The sequence below is a fragment of the Bradyrhizobium sp. LCT2 genome, from assembly GCF_009931255.1.
GTDB lineage: Bacteria > Pseudomonadota > Alphaproteobacteria > Rhizobiales > Xanthobacteraceae > Bradyrhizobium > Bradyrhizobium diazoefficiens.
In genome coordinates this window covers 3,632,655-3,648,262 of sequence record NZ_CP034432.1, presented here as the reverse complement: position 1 = coordinate 3,648,262, position 15,608 = coordinate 3,632,655, and the positions used below count along the sequence as shown (strand labels likewise).

The following is a 15,608-nucleotide window of genomic DNA, read 5'->3' as shown; positions in this document are numbered from 1 at the left end:
TCAACGCGCGGCCGTGCGGCCGAACAGGCCGTTCGGGCGCCAGATCAGGATCACGATCATCATGGTGTAGATCACGAAGGGGCCCATCTTCGGCACGTAGTACTTGCCGGCGACGTCGCCGATGCCGAGCAGGAGCGAGGCCAGGAACGGGCCGGTGATCGAGGACGAGCCGCCGACGGTGACCACGATCAGGAAGTAGATCATGAACTTCAGCGGGAAATACGGGTCGAGGCCGAGGATCTCGGCGCTGAGCGCGCCACCGAGGCCGGCGAGCCCGCAACCGAATGCAAACGTGAAAGCGAACACCTGCGGCACGTTGATGCCGAGGCCGCTGGCGGCGCGCGGATCGTCAACGGCGGCGCGCAGCCGGCTGCCGAAACGGGTCTTGGCCAGCACCATCTGGAGCGCGATGGTGAGCAGACCGCAGATCACGATGATCATCAGCCTGTAACGGCCGATGCCGACGCCGAACAGGTCGAACTGGCCCTGGAGCGCGGCCGGCAGGTTGATGAAGACCCGCGACGAGCCCTGGATGTAGTCCACGGCCGCGACCGACATGAAGGTCAGGCCGATGGTGAACAGCACCTGGTCGAGATGGCTGCGCGTATAGAGATGGCGGTAGAGCGTACGCTCGAGCACGATGCCGATCGCCGCCGACGAGACGAAAGCGAGCGGCAGCGCGGCGAAGAACGGCCAGCCCATCCGGTTGACCAGCACCATGCAGACATAGCCGCCGGTCATGGCGAAGGCGCCGTGGGCGAGGTTGACGAAGTTCATCAGGCCGAGCGTGACCGCGAGCCCGCAAGCGAGCACGAACAGCAGCATGCCGTAGGCAACGCCATCGAACAGGTTGGTGAGGATAGAGGTCATCGTCTCAGCTTGGGTTATCGGTCATGGCCGGGCAAAAGCACGAAGTGCGTCTTCAAACAAATGTCCCGGCCATCCACGTTCCTGTTTCGGCTCTCGCGTGGATGCACCGGTCAAGCCCGGGCATGACGAGAGCGGGGCGCGAGATCCCGGGCTCGCGCCAATGCGCGCCCCGGGATGACGCGCTTTCGCGCGTCACTTCTTGGTCTTGCCGAGGTCCTTGACGGCTTCGAAGGTCGCGAACTCGACGTTGTAGAGCTCGCCGTCGACCTTCTCGACCTTGCGGATGTAGATGTTCTGCACGATGTCGCGCGTCTCGGGGTCGATCGAGATCGGGCCGCGCGGGCTCTCCCACTTCTGGCCCTTCATTGCCTCGACCAGCTTGGTGCCGTCGGTGTCGCCACCGGTCTTCTTCAGCGCCTCGTAGATGAGGTGGATGCCGTCATAGCCGCTCACCGCCATGAAGCCCGGACGAGTGCCGAAGGCCTTCTTGTAGGCCGCGACAAAATCCTTGTTCATCGCGGACGGATGCGCCGCCGAATAAAGGTGCGCGGTGACCGTGCCGAGCACGGCATCGCCCATGTTGTTGAGGAGGTCGTCGTCGGTGACGTCGCCGGGGCCGATCACCTTGATGCCGGCCTTGTCGAGGCCACGCTCGGCATACTGCTTCATGAAGTTGCCGCCCTGACCGGCCGGCACGAACACGAAGATTGCGTCGGGCTTGGCGTCCTTCATGCGCTGAAGGAACGGCGCGAAATCGGGATTCGCGAGCGGCGTCTTGACCTCTTCGACCACCTCACCGCCGCCGGCGGTGAAATTCTGCTTGAAGAAGTTCAGCGCGTCGTTGCCCGGCGCGTAGTCCGAGGTCAGCGTCGCCACCTTCTTGATGCCGTTCTTCACCGCCCAGTCGGCGATGATGGTCGAGGACTGCGCCAGGGTGAAGCTGGTGCGCACGATGTAGGGCGAGCGCTCGGTGATGATGGAGGTGCCGGCCGCCATCACGACTTCCGGAATCTTGGCCTGCGTTGCCAGCGGCGCGGCGGCGAGGGCTGCCGGCGTCACGCCGAAGCCGGCGATGAAATTGACCTTGTCGTTGACGATCAGCTCTTGCGCAGCGGTCTTGGTCTTGTCGGGAATCGCGGCGTCGTCCTTGAGGATGATCTCGATCTTCTTGCCGGCGACGGTGTCGCCCTTCTGCTGCATGTAGAGCTTGATCGCGTTCTCGATCTGCTTGCCGGTCGAGGCCTGGCCGCCGGTCATCGGCAGGATCAGGCCGACCTTGACGGTGTCCTCGGCCCTGGCCGGCGCGACGGCCACAAAGCCTGCAACGGCGGCCACCGCGGCTGCCCAAGAAAGTTGTTTGCGTTCGAACATCAAAGTGTCCCTCCCCTTGATTCCTGACCTCTTGTGCGGCGAACCGAGTGCCCGGTCCTTGCCTCACTCTAGCTCACGCGCGAGCCTTATCGCGCGCCACATGGCGTCCTTGGCGCCCCCCTTGTCAATCGGACGTTTGGCGACCATTCGGCGCAAGCCGAGCGTCCCGATTTCCGACGGCGGGGAGTGATGTCGCGGTTACGTCGAGGTGACCCGAACGCCCCGACCTTGGCCGCTTTTATTTGTACGATTGTACAAATAAAATGGACCTGTCAACGAAAAAGCCCCCTCGCCGGGCCAAGCCACGTTGTCGCGAGGCCGGCGCCGCAGTCTAGAAACGCGACGGGCCGCGTGGATGGAAGATTTCGTCTTTCTTTTGCAGAATTGGTACATCCGGGGCCTCGCGCCGGCTCCAGCCCGGTAACATATTACCTACCTCGAATAAGTCTATTTTACCTTGTTGAAGGCTACTCTCGCGGCGCCAGCCTGACCCGGCGTCCAACCAGACCGAACCAGCGCGCCCCCACAATGCCCAAGCCTTTCCGCTCCCTCCTGCCCCTCCTCGCGCTTGCCGTGGGGCTGTCCGGCTGCGGCACGGTCAATGAGAAGCTGTCGGTCGGCGTCGGCGATTACGTCCCGCAATGGGCCGGCGGCCTGCCGGCCGACGCCCCGCCGCGGGCAGGCACGCCGCAATACGACGCCTACATGAAGGAGCGCGAGCGCAAGCGGCTGCTGCCGGCGGCCGATCGCGAGAAGGAAGAGCAGGCGCAGAAGGGCGCGACGGGCACTCCGTCGAGCGGCGCGGTGCGCTAGGTCGGTGCGTTCCCTCGCCCCGCTTGCGGGGAGAGGGTTGGGGTGAGGGGGAGTCTCCACGGGGACGGTGACAGTTGGAGTCGCGGAGAGTCCCCCCGGATTGCATCGTCGATGCAATCCGACCTCTCCCCGCAAGCGGGGAGAGGTGAAACAACATCAATCCATAAACACCACGGTCTTGCGGCCGTTGGGGATGACGCGGTCGTCGAGATGGTAGCGGATCGCGCGCGCCAGCACGCGGCGCTCGATGTCGCGGCCCTTGCGGACGAGATCTTCGGGCGTGTCGCGGTGGCTGATGCGCTCGACGTCCTGGTCGATGATCGGGCCCTCGTCGAGATCGCGCGTGACGTAATGCGCGGTGGCGCCGATCAGCTTCACGCCGCGCTCATGGGCCTGGTGATAGGGTTTTGCGCCCTTGAAGCCGGGCAGGAACGAGTGGTGGATGTTGATGCAGCGCCCCGACAGTTTGGCCGACAGATCGTCCGACAGGATCTGCATGTAGCGCGCGAGCACGACGAGATCAGTTCCGGTCTTGGCGACGAGATCGAGGATCTGCGCCTCCTGCTCGCGCATGCTCTCCTTGGTCACAGGCAGATGGTGGAACGGGATGCCGCCGAAATCGAGCCCGGCATAGACCTCGCGCGGATGGTTGGAGACGATCGCGGTCGGGACCATCGCCAATTCGCCGGTGCGCCAGCGATAGAGGATGTCGACCAGGCAATGGTCGGACTTCGACACCAGCAGCATCACCTTGCGATGCGCGGCGCGGTCGCGCATCTGCCACTCCATGCCGAAGCGCTCCGCGATCGCGGCAAAGCCGGTCTGGAGCGCGGTGAGCTCCACGGCGAGATCGGCCGCGGTGAACACCACCCGCATGAAGAACTTCTTGGTCTCGACGTCGTCGAACTGCTGGGCGTCGAGAATGTTCTGTCCGTTGTGGGCCAGGAAGGTCGACACCGCCGAGACGATGCCGGGGCGATCCGGACAGGACAGGGTCAGGACATATTGATGATCGGGCATGGCTCTTGATGAAGGTTTGGGCAAATGATGCGGAACAACTCGCGATTTGCGCCCTGCTCTATCACCGACCCCGCCCTTGCGCCAATCCCAAGACTTGCTTCTACATAAAGTGCAGAGTCAGGATGAACGGACCATTGCGATTTGTACCGGAGCACGCCCATGGCCGACCGCTTGAACGGCTACCGCATCCTGATCCTGGAAACGCGCGAGGAGGCGCAGTTCTCAAAGCTGCTCGCCGAGCAAGGCGCCGATGTCGTGCAGTGCCCGATGTTCACCATCCACGATGCGCCGGACCCGGCCCCGGTCGAGGCCTGGATCCGCCGCGCCATCGACAGGCCGTTTGACGATCTCGTGCTGATGACCGGCGAAGGCCTGCGGCGGATCATAAAGCTCGCGCGGACCCGTGGTCTCGACCAGGCTCTGGTCGCGGCCCTCGCCAAATCGCGAAAATTCACCCGCGGGCCGAAGCCCGGCAAGGCGCTGCGCGAGATCTCGCTCGAGGCGCAGCAGACCACGGAGAAGCCGACCACCGAGGGCGTGATCGAGATGCTGGGCAAGCTCGACCTGAAGGGGCGGCGCCTCGGCCTCCAGCTTTATCCGGACAAGGACCATAGCACCCTGACCGGCGCACTCTCGGCGCAAGGCGCCGAGGTCGATACCGTGCTGCCCTATGTCTACGATTCAAAGGCGGCGGATGCCAACATCGTCGCCGCCATCGACGACATGGCGGAGGGACGGATCGATTCCATCGCGCTGACCAATCTCGGCCAGGTCCGCCGCCTGATCGAAGCCGCAAAGGCACATGGCAGCGAAGCGAAGTTGCGCGCAGGGTTGGAGCGGACGCTGATTGCGTCGGTGGGCCCTGCGGTGTCGGGGGAGCTCGCCGCGCATGGCCTGCGCACAGACATCGCACCGGCGGAAGATGCGTATTTCATGCGGCCGCTGATTTCGGCGATGGCCGCAGCGCTCGCCGAGAAACGGCCGAAGGTGGCGGGTTAATCACCAGGCGACGATGCCTAGCTTGCCACCTGCGAGGCGGCCGACATCAACTCCTGGGGGCTCGGAGCCCCGAACATGCGCTGGCCGCCTTCAGGAACCTCGGTAAAGGTCCAGCGCACGATCCCCTCGCGATCCAGCAGGAACTGGCCGAACAGCTGGCCCTGGCCGGTTGCCGCCATGCGCTGATCGGCCTCCATCATCTCGTAGCCGTCCTTGTTGTTGAGGTATTCGGCAGCCGCCAGCCGATTCATCGGCCCCGGCGTTTCGCCGGGCATATCGACCTGCATGCTCATGACGACGTCCATACCCACCTTGCGCGGCCACTCGGTCTCGTGGTCCGTAAACTCGAGATTGGGCAGGCCGAACGCGCGGTGCGAGACCCGCTCGGGGTCGGACGCGGCGAGCAGATTGGGCAAGGGATGATAGCGGAAGTAGAGCCGCGCGCGTTCGATGGGCGTGTTCACGACCGTGAGACTTTCGACGCCCTTATCGCGCAGCGCTGCGCCAAGTTGCGCCTGTGCCGCGATATGGCGCCGACAGAACGGGCAGTGCAGCCCTCGAAACAAGCCGATCAATATCGGGCTATGCCCACGAAAATCCTGGAGCGCGATCGTTCCATCGCGTGTGATGGCGTCCAGCACGACGTTCGGTGCGCGATCGCCCGGTTGAAGCGGTCCGTCGACATGAAGTTCTGACATGGTTGAACTCCTTCATATGACCTAGTCAAGAAACGGCAGTACGATCAGCCCGGCGGGATCAAGCCCGTGGCGGGCGCAGACATCATGGGCCAGCGCGAAATATCGGTCGGCCTCGGGCATGTCGCCTCGATCAAGGCTCAGCGTGGCGAGACCATCATAGCATGGAAAAAGCTGCTGCGGTTCGCCGGTTTCGTTCGCCACCTCGATTGCCTCGTTGTAGCAGAGGGCGGCCAGATCGGGGCGGAAATGGCATTGATGGATTTGCCCGAGCACGATCAAGGGCACGGCGAGATGCTCGCGCTGATCGAGCGCGCGGTCGATTTCGATCGCCTTTTCGGCAGCCGGCACCCCTTCTTCGGTACATCTGTCCGTGAAGGTGCAACAGGCAACGGCAAAATTGGCAAGAAGACGCGCCTGGAAGCCGAGATCCCCGATCCGACGCGCGACATCGAGTCCACGCCGGCAGACCTCCACGGCTTTCGCCGGGTCGACAATCGTGTAGAGCACACCGAGATTGGTGTAGCCGCGGCAGGCTACGTTGAGGAGGCCGGCTGTTTCGGCGGCTGCAACACTCTGCTCCACCTCGCGCACCGCCTCCTCGTGTCGTCCAAGCCGCGCCAGCGCAACCCCCTTGGTGTTGAGGGCCTCCGCAATGGCACGTGCCGCCTCGAGCCCTCCCTGCTTGTCCGCGTCCGCCGGTACGGACCGTGCATAGCCGAGCGCCTCGTCTGCCCATCTTGCGGCGGCCACGTGATCGCCCGTCCGAAACGCGAGACGGCCGCGCTCCTGCAAGAGATGCGCCCACTCGATGGACGCGTCGATCCCTCCAAGCAGGTTGGCCGCCTCGGCGTAATGCGTCTCTGCCTTGATCCGCTTGCCGGCGTCCCACAGCAATCGGCCAAGCTTGCGAAGAATTCGCGCTTCGCTGATCCGGTCCTGTAGGGCGCGGTGCCCCTCCAACGCGCTCTGATAGTGCTCCTCGGCCGTGTTCCGGCGGCCAGCCGCGCCACAGAGGTCCGCGATCCGCTCGTACAGAACCAGACGTTCCGGCTCCCGTTCGCCGCCGGCCAACAGCACGGCGAGGGCCTGTTGGTAGAGACGGATGGCATCGTCATTGGCATAGCTGGCGCGTGCGCGATCGCCGGCCGCGCGCAGATAGCGCGCGCCTTTCGGCTTGCTCGCGCTCAGACTGAAGTGATGTCCGAGCAGTATGAGATCTTCGAGGCGCTCGGGCTCTTGGCCATACAGCCTCTCGAGCGCCCCACCAATCCGTCCATGAAGCTCGATCCGGCGCTGCAGAAGCAGGTTTTGATAGATCACGTCCTGAAGCATGGTTTGCGTGAAGCGGTAGGTCCGCAGCGAAATCGAATTCGAGCCCGCGATCTCCTCGACGATTTCCGCGTCGCACAGAAGTTCGAGCCCTGCTTCGACCCTTGCCGGCTCGGTTGCCGCCGCACCGAGAGCAGCCGCATCAAAACGCGGGCCGATCACTGCGGCCTCCTGTGCCAGGCGGCGCACCTGATGCGGCAACCGGTCGAGACGCGCCAGCAACAACGCCTGAATGCTTGCCGGAATATCGGCGGCGGCTTCATCCGACGTCATCCGCCACTGCACGCCGTCGCGCTCCAGGGTGCCGGCTTCGATCAGGCCGCGTATGATCTCCTCGAGGAAAAGCGGATTGCCGCCGGCGCGATCGAGGATTCGACTGAACAGACGTCCCGGTGGTTCACGCCAACCGTGACTGAAATAGGCCGCGAGCAGCCTTTGTCCGTCGGCGTCCCCAAGCGGGGGCAGCCGGAGGGTTGCGTGACTGATCCTGCTCGAACCGAACAGGTCCAGTTCCAGCATCGGCCGATGCGTAAACAACAGCATCAGCCGCGTCCGCTCCAGTCGGTCCATCAGGAAGCGCAACGCTTCAAGCGACACCGCATCGGCCCAATGCAGATCCTCGACGATGATCAGCAGTGGCGACAGTGCCAGGCGGCGTTCGAAGACGGTGCGGATCGCGAAGAATATCTGCCGGCGGAGCTGTTCGGGCTCGACATGCCTGAGCACGGCGTTGGGGTCGCCGAGGCCGAGTACGTGCAGATAGAGGGGCATCAGGCGGTCGGCCTCGTCGGTCGCGAGGCCCAGCTCCGATAGCGCTTCGGCGACCTTCGCCTCCGCCTCGGTGGCGCCCGCCTTCTGCGCGATGCCATAGGCGCTGCGCAGCACGGCGGCGAGTGTGCCGTAGGACTGTTCGCCGAGCGGCGAGCACGCCGCCTGCCGGATCGCCACGCCTGCGAATCGATCCTGATCGCGGATGCGGGCGACGAACTCCCTGACCAGGCGCGTCTTCCCGATGCCGGCCTCACCGACCAGCCGCACCAGTTGAGCCGCGCCGCCGCACGCGAGATCAAGGCTGCCGATCATGCGCGCAAGCTCGGCGTCGCGCCCGATCAACGGCGCATTGAGGCCCAGCGTGTCGAGACCTCGCGCGGCACGGGGCGTGTCGAGCGGCTCCTTCAGACGGTGGACCAGTACGCTGCCCATCTTGCCCTTGAGCGAGACCTCGCCAAGCGAGTCATAGGAGAACGCATGCCGCGTCAGACGGTGGGTCAACGGCCCGACCAGCACCTCGCCCGGAGCCGCCATCGATTGTAGTCGCTGGGCGGTATTCACCGTGTCGCCGGTCACCGAATAGGATTTGGCAACGCCCGCACCGAGCCCGCCCGCGACGACGTGCCCGGTGTTGATGCCGACATGGAGCAGCAGCGGTGAACCTGCATACGCCTTCGCGCGTTCGCTGAGGCGCGCCGTCCGGTCGATCATGTCGAGAGCAGCGCGCACCGCCCGCTCTGGGTCGTCCTCGTGCGCCGCCGGCGCACCAAACAGAGCAAGCAGCGCATCGCCGATGAATTTGTCCACGAAGCCGCCGAAGCTTTGCACCGCGGCCGTCAACTCCTCGAACAACCCGTTTTGAAGCGTCTGCATGACCTCGGGGTCGAGCCGCTCGCTCATCGCAGTGAAGCCGCTGAGGTCGGCAAACAGCACGGTGATGGTGCGGCGGTTCGCCTCGCTGTCGATCTTGTCCAGCTGAGGTCGAAATGCGGCTTGGGCCTCCTCCGCCGGCGCGAGCGGCGGAGAGGAGGACCGGATCGGGAGCGTCGTCGGGCTCGTCCGCGCCGATGCCTGCCCGCCTGTGGGGGTCTCAGAGACGAAGGCGCCGCATTTCGGGCAATAGGCGAAATCCGGCGCGCATGGAAAGCCGCAGCCAGGGCACGCGTTCGGCTGCTTCGTGCCGCACTTCGGGCAGAAGGCAAAGCCGCTCTGGACCTCCAAACCACAGCAAGAGCAGTTCATGGGTCAAGACCTCGCGGAAGCCGCGATGGTGCAATCTCCTGGACCTGCCGGACCCAGGAACCGGGCAAGCATGGGCTCGTCGCACGGGAAGAGCAAGCGGTGGTCGGTTAACGGCCGCGCGCGCGGCCTCACCCCTCCCCGCAACCGGACCGTCTTTCGGTGCTGAGGATAGACACCCCCGGCGATCGTCGCCCGCACTTATCTCGGCCTCTCCGACGAGCTTTCGCGCAAGCCACACCGCCTCGCCATAGCGGGTCTCCTTCGCGAGCGACGTAGTGCGCTGCATCAAGGCGAGCATGTCCTGCGGACCCGCCTGGGAAGGCGACACGACGACGCTCACGAGAAACAGCGCCCCCAGAAGCCGCGCGGCAAACCTTGTGGCGTTCGAGCGGGTTGGTATGCGGCAGCGCTGATTGACACGAGCAGTGTCAGCGCTACGTTGCCGGATTAGAAAGAACAAGAATAAGGGCAGGGAATCGCCGTGAAACCCGTCATTGCATCTTGAGCACATCCGCGCTCGCGCCATTCCGCATCCGCAACTATCGCTTCCAGTGGCCGTCCGACCTGCTCACCTCCTGGGCCTTCGAGATCGAAACGCTGGTGCTCGGCTGGTACATCCTGGTCGAGACCGGATCGGTGCTGCTGCTGACCATTCTCGCCTCGCTGCAATATGTGGGAACGCTGGTTGCACCGGTGCTCGGGATGATCGGCGACCGCATGGGTCATCGCGATCTCCTTGTCGTGCTGCGCCTCACCTATACGGCGCTCGCCTCGACCATCATGGTGCTGGCACTGACCGGCCGTCTGGCGCCACTCAACGTCATGATCATCGTTGCAATCATGGGCCTGATCCGCTCCTCCGATCTCGGCATTCGCAGCGCGCTGCTCGCCGACATCATGCCGGCCAAGCAGCTGGTGGGCGCGATCGGCCTGTCACGGACGACCCAGGACAGCGCCCGCATTGCCGGAGCGCTGACAGGCGCGGGCCTCTTCGCCGTGCTCGGCATTGGGTTGGTGTATGCGGCAGTCGCCAGCCTCTACCTCGTGGCCGCGATTCTCATGTCCTGCCTGACCCGACCGGAAAGGACCGTTGCCACGATGGACCTGCCGGCGAACAGCCGCGCCGTTTCAAAACTGCTCGACGAGCTGAGGGAAGGGATTGTCTACGCCTGGAATGGCCCCGGAATGGGCGCCGCGCTGTGTGTCGCCTTCCTCGCCAATCTCACCGCATTTCCCTTCACGGGCGGATTGCTGCCCTACATCGCGCGCGAAATCTTTCACACCGACCAGACCGGGCTCGGCTATCTCTCGGCCAGCTTCGCCGTCGGCTCGCTGATCGGCTCCATCACGCTCAGCCTGGTCGGCGGCCTGCGCATTGCCCGGCTTCTGATCGGCGCGACGCTGGCCTGGTACGCCATGCTGCTGGTGTTCGTCGAAATCAGGACCATGCCGGTGGCCATGGCCTGCCTCGCTCTCGCTGGCATCGCCCAGAGCATGTCGATGATATCGGCCGCCGTGATCCTGATGCGCACGGCGAGCGCGCATCTGCGCGGCCGTGTCATGGGCGTCCGCATGATGGTGATCTACGGCTTGCCGCTCGGATTGCTCGCGGCCGGCAGCCTGATCGACCTCATCGGCTATTCCGCGACGGGCTCGCTCTATGCCGTCTCGGGGTTCATCGCGATGGCGGCGATCGCGGTGCGCTGGCGCGCGGACCTCTGGCCCCTGCACGCCCCCGCCAATGCGCGATGACGGGGCGCCCTAGTCCCCGTACCCGCGCAGCCGCTCGATATCGAGGATGGTGACGCCGCCATATTCGAGTCGCAGCAGGCCCTCCTTCTCCAGCCGGTTCAGCGCGCGATTGGCGTTCTGGCGGGACATGCCGGAGAGCGCCCCGATCTCCTCCTGGGTGATCTCCAGATGCGCTGTCGATTCCGGATAGAGGATCGGGTTGAACAGCGAGGCGATGCCGCGCGCGAGGCGCGAGGTCGCATCGAGCGTACGGTTGACCTCGAGCATGCCGATGAACTGGCCGAGCCGCTCGTTGAGCTGGCGGACCAGGAAGCGGTTGAAGCCGACGCTGTTCTCGAACAGCCACATGAAGGCGCTGCGCTCCATCAGCGCGACACGGCTGTTGCGCAGCGCGACCACGTCGTAGCGGCGCGGCTCGTTCTTGAGCACGCTGCCCTCGCCGAACCAGGCCCCCGCAGTCAGCCCGGCAAGGCTCGCCTCCTTGCCGTCGCGCGACACCCCGCCCATCCGGGCAAGGCCAAAGACCATGCCGGCCCAATAGCCGAACGTGTCGCCGCGCATGAACACAGCCTCGCCGATGCCGTAGGACCGCTCCGTGATTCCGGCGCGAGCGACCTCGATCTCCGCTTGCGTGAGCTCGCGCGACCAAGCGGCGATGCGCTTCAGTTGATCCTCTGAAATCATGATCCCGAAGCCAGCCGCACCGTTTCGTCACTCCGCCCTTCTGTTGCACTGCAACACGACCGCATCGACCGCCATCCGACGAAAGATGAAGGCCGTCTCGCCTGAAAAACTTTGTCGCAGAATTGTCAGGCCGGAGACATTTCAAAATAGCGCTTTCCCCTATTGAGGGCCACCTCGGGCGATGCGGCTTTTGATCCCTAACGGGAGCGAGAGCCTCGCGGGTCCGGTCGAGACCAATAGCTGCATGGTCTGGCCGGCACGACCGTACTAGGATCGCCCGACAGGAACCGACGAAGAGCGCCACAGAAAGCGCCATCACCGGGGAGGGACTTGTTTGGTGGCTACCAGTCTTGAAGTGCGCGGCGTGTCTTTGCGGTTCGGCGGCGTCCGTGCGCTGACCGATGTCGGCTTCGCCATCAAGGAGGGCGAGCTGTTCTCGATCATCGGCCCCAACGGGGCCGGCAAGACCTCGATCGTGAACTGTATTTCCGGCCGCTACAAGCCGACCGAGGGCCAGCTGTTCTATCAGGGCCGCGACATCACCGGCCTGACGCCGAACGCCCGCGCCTCGCTCGGCATCGGCCGCACCTTCCAGAACCTGGCCCTGTTCCACCACATGAGCGTGCTCGACAACATCATGGTCGGCCGCCATCACCTGTTGAAGAACAATTTCCTCACGGGCTCGCTCTACTGGCTCACCGGCGCGCGCAAGGAAGAGCTCGCGCATCGCCGCAAGGTCGAGGAGATCATCGACTTCCTCGACCTCCAGTCGGTGCGGAAAGCGCAAGCCGGCACCCTCTCCTACGGCCTGCGCAAGCGCGTCGAGCTCGCCCGCGCCATGGCGCTGGAGCCGCGCCTCATCCTCCTCGACGAGCCGATGGCCGGCATGAACTTCGAGGAGAAAGAGGACATGGCCCGCTACATCGTCGATCTCAACGAGGAATTCGGGATGACGGTGGTGATGATCGAGCACGACATGGGCGTGGTGATGGACATCTCCCACCGCGTCATGGTGCTGGATTTCGGCCGCAAGATCGCCGAGGGCGATCCGGGTGCGGTGCTCGCCGATCCCCACGTCAGGCGCGCCTATCTCGGCGAGGAGGACGAGGTGCTGGTCGATCCGGACGATGCGCCGCCGGCGCAGGAGAGCGCGGCATGATGGATTATGCAGGCCGCGTCGCGCAGGCCGATACCTATCCCAAAATGCTCCGGCTCAACGCCAGGGAGCATGGCCACGAGATTGCGCTGCGCGAAAAGGATCTCGGGCTGTGGCGTGTCTTCACCTGGAACGACTACCAGACGCGCGTGCGCGATTTCGCGCTCGGCCTCGTCGAGCTCGGCCTTGGCCACAACGACGTCATCGGCATCATCGGCGACAACCGGCCGGACTGGGTCGCCGCGGAAATCGCCACCCACGCGATCGGCGGCCTGAGCCTCGGGCTCTACCGCGACGTGCTGGACGAAGAGGCCTCCTATCTCCTCAATTACGGCGAGGCGCAGCTGGTCTTCGCCGAGGATGAGGAGCAGGTCGACAAGTTGCTCACCCTCGCCGACCGCGTGCCGCGGCTGAAGCACATCATCTATTCCGACCCGCGCGGCATGCGGAAATATGACGACCCCAGGCTGCTGTCGGCGGAGAAATTCGCCGAGCTCGGCCGCGCCCGCGCTGCGCGCGAGCCGGGGCTTTACGACAAGCTCGTCGACGCGACCAAGGGCGAGGATGTCGCAATCCTCTGCACCACGTCAGGCACCACCTCGCATCCAAAACTCGCAATGCTCGCCGCCGGCCGCGTGCTCGGCCATTGCGCGACCTATCTCGCCTTCGATCCGAAGGGACCCGACGACGAATACGTCTCGGTGCTGCCGCTGCCGTGGATCATGGAGCAGGTCTATGTGCTCGGCAAAGGCCTGCTCTGCCGGATGAAGATCAACTTCGTCGAAGAGCCGGACACGATGATGAACGATCTGCGCGAGATCGCGCCGACCTTCGTGCTGTTCGCCCCGCGCGTCTGGGAATCGATCGCCGCCGACGTTCGTGCCAAGGTGATGGACGCCACGCCCTTCAAGCAGCGCCTGTTCGATATCGGGATGAAGTCGGGCCTGGCCGCGCTTGCAGACGGCAAGCGCTCGGGCTTTGCCGACGCCATCCTGTTTCGCGCGCTGCGCGACCGGCGGCTTCACCCGCCTGCGCTCGGCTGCGACCGGCGGTGCGGCGCTCGGGCCCGATACCTTCAAGTTCTTCCAGGCGATGGGCGTGCCGCTGCGCACGCTCTACGGCCAGACCGAGCTGTTGGGAGCCTACACGCTGCATCCCGAGGGCAAGGTCGATCCTGACACCACGGGTGTGCCGATGGCCGACAGCGTCGAGATCCGCATAGACAATGCCGACGTCCACGGCGTCGGCGAGATCGTGGTGCGGCATCCCAACATGTTCCTCGGCTACTACAAGAACCCGGAGGCAAGCGTTGCCGACATCAAGGACGGCTGGATGCTGTCGGGCGATGCCGGCTATTTCAACGCCAACCGGCAGCTCGTCGTCATCGACCGCATCAAGGATCTCGCCGAGACCTCGCGCGGCGAGCGCTTCTCGCCGCAATTCATCGAGAACAAGCTGAAATTCTCGCCCTATATCGCCGAAGCCGTGGTGCTCGGCGCGGGCCGCGACGCGCTCGCGGCGATGATCTGCATCCGCTACTCCATCATCTCGAAATGGGCGGAGAAGAACCGCCTCTCCTTCACGACCTACAGCGACCTCGCCTCGCGGCCCGAGGTTTACACGCTGCTCCAGAAGGAGGTCGAGACCGTCAACGCCACGCTGCCGCCGGCGCAGCGCATCTCGCGCTTCCTGCTGCTCTACAAGGAGCTCGATGCCGACGACGGCGAGCTCACCCGCACGCGAAAGGTTCGCCGCAGCGTCATCAACGAGAAATACGCCGGCATCATCGACGCGATCTACCGCGGCGATGCCGTCATCCCCGTCGACACCGTGATCCGCTTCCAGGACGGCACCACGCAGAGGGTGCGCACCGCGCTGCGGGTGGTGGATCTGGGCCGACCCGGGCAATTGGCGGAGGCGGCGGAGTGATGTCGCTTCCAATGCAGACCGCACCAGCAATCGATCCCCCCTCCCTGCGCAAGCGGGAGAGGCGAAGGATAGCATAACATGAACACCGCCTTCCTCATCCAGCTCCTGGTCAACGGCCTCGTGGTCGGCACGCTCTATGGCGTGGTCGCGATGTCGTTCGTGCTGATCTACAAGGCGACGCAGGTCGTCAATTTCGCGCAAGGCGAGCTGCTGCTGGTCGGCGCCTGGGTGTGCTGGGCCTTGCTTGCGAAATACCAGGTGCCGTTCTGGATCGGCATGCCGATGACGCTGGTGTTCATGTTCGTGTTCGGCATCGCCATCCAGGTCCTGATCCTGCGGCCGATGATCGGCGAGCCCATCATCTCGGTGATCATGGTGACGATCGGCCTCTCGACGGTGCTCCAGGCCACGCTGAAATGGATGTTCGGCGTCAACCCGCAGCCGTTCCCGCGCGTGTTCGAGAGCCAGTCCGTCAGCTTGTTCGGGCTTCAGATCCAGACCGTCTATGTCATGAGCCTGGTGGTCTCGGTCGCCATGATGATCGGCATGGCCTGGTTCTTCCGCGCATCCAAATACGGCCTTGCGATGCGCGCCACCGCGTTCAACCAGCAGGTCGCGCAGTCGCTCGGCATTTCCGTGAAAAGCGTGTTCGCGATGGCCTGGGCGATCTCGGCAACGGTGTCAGCGGTCGCCGGAGTCGTGGTCGCCGTGGTGAACGGGGTGTCCTCGGGCCTCGCCGCCTACGGCATCAAGGTCTTTCCGGCGGCGATCCTCGGCGGGCTCGATTCCGTCGGCGGCGCCGTGCTCGGCGGCATCATCATCGGCTTGCTCGAGAACGTCGCGCAATATGTCGACAGCGAGTATCTGCACTGGGGCAATCTCTACGAGATCGCACCGTTCTACGTCCTCATCATCGTGCTGATGATCAAGCCCTACGGCTTGTTCGGCACCCACGACATCGAGCGGATCTGACC

General features: G+C 64.7%; 11 protein-coding genes and 1 pseudogene. 6 read left to right on the top strand and 6 right to left on the bottom strand.

Going from position 1 to position 15,608, the window contains the following annotated elements; genetic code table 11:
* Complete coding sequence (locus EI171_RS17590; protein ID WP_011088693.1) at positions 1-870, bottom strand: branched-chain amino acid ABC transporter permease; 870 nt, start codon at positions 868-870, stop codon at positions 1-3.
* Between the two features lie 192 nt (positions 871-1,062).
* Positions 1,063-2,241, bottom strand: coding sequence for an ABC transporter substrate-binding protein (locus EI171_RS17585; protein WP_011088694.1), 1,179 nt, complete (start codon positions 2,239-2,241; stop codon positions 1,063-1,065).
* Positions 2,242-2,769: 528 nt separating this feature from the next.
* On the opposite strand from EI171_RS17585, the gene EI171_RS17580 reads away from it, so the two are divergent.
* Positions 2,770-3,054 (top strand): hypothetical protein, encoded by a 285-nt coding sequence (locus tag EI171_RS17580; RefSeq protein ID WP_161534281.1) that lies wholly within the window; start codon positions 2,770-2,772, stop codon positions 3,052-3,054.
* Positions 3,055-3,210: 156 nt separating this feature from the next.
* On the opposite strand, the gene purU is transcribed toward EI171_RS17580, so the two are convergent.
* A complete protein-coding gene (gene purU / locus EI171_RS17575; protein WP_161534280.1) occupies positions 3,211-4,074 on the bottom strand; it encodes a formyltetrahydrofolate deformylase in 864 nt (287 codons plus the stop codon).
* Between the two features lie 159 nt (positions 4,075-4,233).
* Here purU and EI171_RS17570 point away from each other — a divergent pair, with 159 nt between their 5' ends.
* On the top strand, positions 4,234-5,073 hold the full coding sequence (locus EI171_RS17570) for a uroporphyrinogen-III synthase (RefSeq protein ID WP_161534279.1): 840 nt from the start codon (positions 4,234-4,236) through the stop codon (positions 5,071-5,073).
* A 17-nt stretch (positions 5,074-5,090) separates the two neighbouring features.
* On the opposite strand, the gene EI171_RS17565 is transcribed toward EI171_RS17570, so the two are convergent.
* Together EI171_RS17565 and EI171_RS17560 are read right to left on the bottom strand one after the other, a co-directional pair.
* On the bottom strand, positions 5,091-5,771 hold the full coding sequence (locus EI171_RS17565) for a redoxin domain-containing protein (protein ID WP_110116688.1): 681 nt from the start codon (positions 5,769-5,771) through the stop codon (positions 5,091-5,093).
* Positions 5,772-5,792: 21 nt separating this feature from the next.
* Positions 5,793-9,113 carry an adenylate/guanylate cyclase domain-containing protein gene (locus tag EI171_RS17560; protein ID WP_161534278.1) on the bottom strand — a complete coding sequence of 1,107 codons (3,321 nt, stop codon included), beginning with the start codon at positions 9,111-9,113 and terminating at the stop codon, positions 5,793-5,795.
* A 501-nt stretch (positions 9,114-9,614) separates the two neighbouring features.
* On the opposite strand from EI171_RS17560, the gene EI171_RS17555 reads away from it, so the two are divergent.
* On the top strand, positions 9,615-10,865 hold the full coding sequence (locus EI171_RS17555) for an MFS transporter (RefSeq protein WP_246740577.1): 1,251 nt from the start codon (positions 9,615-9,617) through the stop codon (positions 10,863-10,865).
* Between the two features lie 9 nt (positions 10,866-10,874).
* On the opposite strand, the gene EI171_RS17550 is transcribed toward EI171_RS17555, so the two are convergent.
* Positions 10,875-11,549 carry a Crp/Fnr family transcriptional regulator gene (locus EI171_RS17550; protein ID WP_011088702.1) on the bottom strand — a complete coding sequence of 225 codons (675 nt, stop codon included), beginning with the start codon at positions 11,547-11,549 and terminating at the stop codon, positions 10,875-10,877.
* A gap of 337 nt (positions 11,550-11,886) precedes the next feature.
* On the opposite strand from EI171_RS17550, the gene EI171_RS17545 reads away from it, so the two are divergent.
* The 3 genes and pseudogenes from EI171_RS17545 to EI171_RS17535 all read left to right on the top strand — a co-directional run bounded on the left by EI171_RS17545 (position 11,887) and on the right by EI171_RS17535 (position 15,606).
* Positions 11,887-12,708 carry an ABC transporter ATP-binding protein gene (locus EI171_RS17545; RefSeq protein WP_011088703.1) on the top strand — a complete coding sequence of 274 codons (822 nt, stop codon included), beginning with the start codon at positions 11,887-11,889 and terminating at the stop codon, positions 12,706-12,708.
* Positions 12,705-14,634, top strand: a pseudogene (locus EI171_RS17540) (long-chain fatty acid--CoA ligase). Before EI171_RS17545 ends, EI171_RS17540 begins: the two are co-directional and overlap by 4 nt.
* Positions 14,635-14,712: 78 nt before the next feature.
* Entirely contained in the window at positions 14,713-15,606 is an 894-nt protein-coding gene (locus tag EI171_RS17535) for a branched-chain amino acid ABC transporter permease (RefSeq protein ID WP_011088705.1), read from the top strand.
* Positions 15,607-15,608 lie beyond the last annotated feature (2 nt).